This window comes from Microseira wollei NIES-4236, assembly GCF_020521235.1.
Taxonomy (GTDB): Bacteria; Cyanobacteriota; Cyanobacteriia; order Cyanobacteriales; family Aerosakkonemataceae; genus Microseira; species Microseira wollei.
On the sequence record NZ_BLAY01000458.1, the window covers coordinates 1 to 1,133 of the forward strand.

Sequence of the window (1,133 nt, forward strand, 5' to 3'; positions counted from 1 at the left end):
TGGGAGCATGTCAACTTTGCTAGAACAAAAGAACTAAACAGGTTCTAAAGCTGGGCATTAAGATAAGCGCAGCGATGCTTGAGAACTTGAGGGACATTATATTCATCCCACTGGGATCCAGAGATTTTTAATCGTCGATCTATCTGTTTGATAGTAGACTCGACGGCACCAGAACCAATAGAACAAATACCTTCGGCTTGATCATACTCATAATTGACAATTCGATGCCGATGAGTTTCCAAATACTGGCAAAAATTTTGAGCTTGTTTAGCTTTAAGTGGAGAGATGAGATCGAGAGTTTCATCAACTTTTCCTTGCCAAAGAAAAGTTGACGCAGCTTTAAGTCGCTTGAGAGAACCACCAACTTTATATAGATTTTCGATGAGATGAAACCAATCTAAAATCTCCCGTCTTTCTCCAGGGCAATTAAATTGTCGAATTATCTTCCAAATCCCTGGATGTCCATCACCTAAACAGGTTAATGGTTCGCCCAACTGTTGTTGATTTACCCAATCAATTAAAGATTCATTTTCACCCAATCTAGCTACCTTTATTTCTTGGTTGATGCAGATAGCTTTATAGTCTTTCCTGCATGGTTCTCATGCATGGTTCAGTCCTAAGCCTTACCTTTCCACCGTTCAAGCTTATTTCTTCTATTTCTTGTTCGCCTTCTATTTCGGGAAACTCGTACCTCTGAACGATTCTTTGTTGTGTGCTAGCAGAAATAGACATCCCGGTATATTTATAAATATCTTTTGCCGCATTTTCATAGGATACATTTGCGCTGGTTCTCAAGCAACATTGCTCCAAATAAGGACTTATTTTTTGATTTTTGTCTAGCTTTAACTTTCGTGCTTGTTTCTCACTGACTGGTAATTCTCCGAGAATAATTTTGATTTTTCTTACTCTGACTTCTTTCCTGTTGCTTCTTTGATAAAAAAGCGTAATATATTCTAGAGTTTGCGATCTGATTGTTTTTTCAATTCCAGCTAGGCTCTCTAATTCTTTAGTCTCTGCTTCTTGATACATAATTTTTGCTATGGCTTGAAGATGTTTCTGGAGTTTTTTCTGATTGGCTGGTTCCATTGTTGTTGTGAAGATTAATTTCTGACTCTATTTTCATTGATTTTGCC

Annotated in this window: 1 protein-coding gene; it reads right to left on the reverse strand. The window is 37.6% G+C overall.

Annotated features, from left to right (window positions below; all coding sequences use genetic code 11):
• Positions 1-44: 44 nt before the first annotated feature.
• Positions 45-1,086, reverse strand: a protein-coding gene (locus MiSe_RS49230; protein ID WP_373873060.1) for an ISKra4 family transposase whose coding sequence is annotated in 2 segments (ribosomal slippage) — positions 45-588 and positions 587-1,086 — 1,044 coding nt in all. Because the reading frame shifts where the segments join, the coding sequence is not laid out codon by codon here.
• Between the last annotated feature and the right edge of the window lie 47 nt (positions 1,087-1,133).